Genomic DNA, 397 nt, shown 5'->3' on the forward strand with positions numbered 1-397 from the left:
GCTTATAATCTGGTGAGATATCAGATGATTAAAATGGCGGAACATCTGAAAGGTTACTGGCCGAATCAACTGAGTTTCTCAGAATCATGCGGAATGGTGATGAGAATGCTGATGACATTGCAGGGCGCTTCACCGGGACGTATACCGGAGCTGATGCGCGATCTTGCAAGTATGGGACAACTTGTGAAATTACCGACGAGAAGGGGAAGGGCCTTCCCGAGAGTGGTAAAGGAGAGGCCCTGGAAATACCCCACAGCCCCCGAAAAGAGCCAGTCAGTTGCTTAACTGACTGGCATTACACATCCCGGAGAAGTTTTTTAAGATGGTGAGGTACTTCGGGTTCCTTGCCAACCGGGTGTGTGGAGAGAAGCTGCCGCAGGTGTACCGTGCTCTGGGG

At 51.1% G+C, this 397-nt stretch carries 2 pseudogenes; both read left to right on the top strand.

The features are described from left to right. Positions 1–285: pseudogene (locus BHE85_RS18900) on the top strand (IS4 family transposase); the annotation flags it as partial. A 4-nt stretch (positions 286–289) separates the two neighbouring features. After that, positions 290–397, top strand: a pseudogene (locus BHE85_RS18905) (transposase); the annotation flags it as partial.

Origin of the sequence: Shigella sp. FC1567, assembly GCF_001743015.1 — a bacterium.
In the GTDB taxonomy this organism is placed as follows: domain Bacteria; phylum Pseudomonadota; class Gammaproteobacteria; order Enterobacterales; family Enterobacteriaceae; genus Escherichia; species Escherichia coli.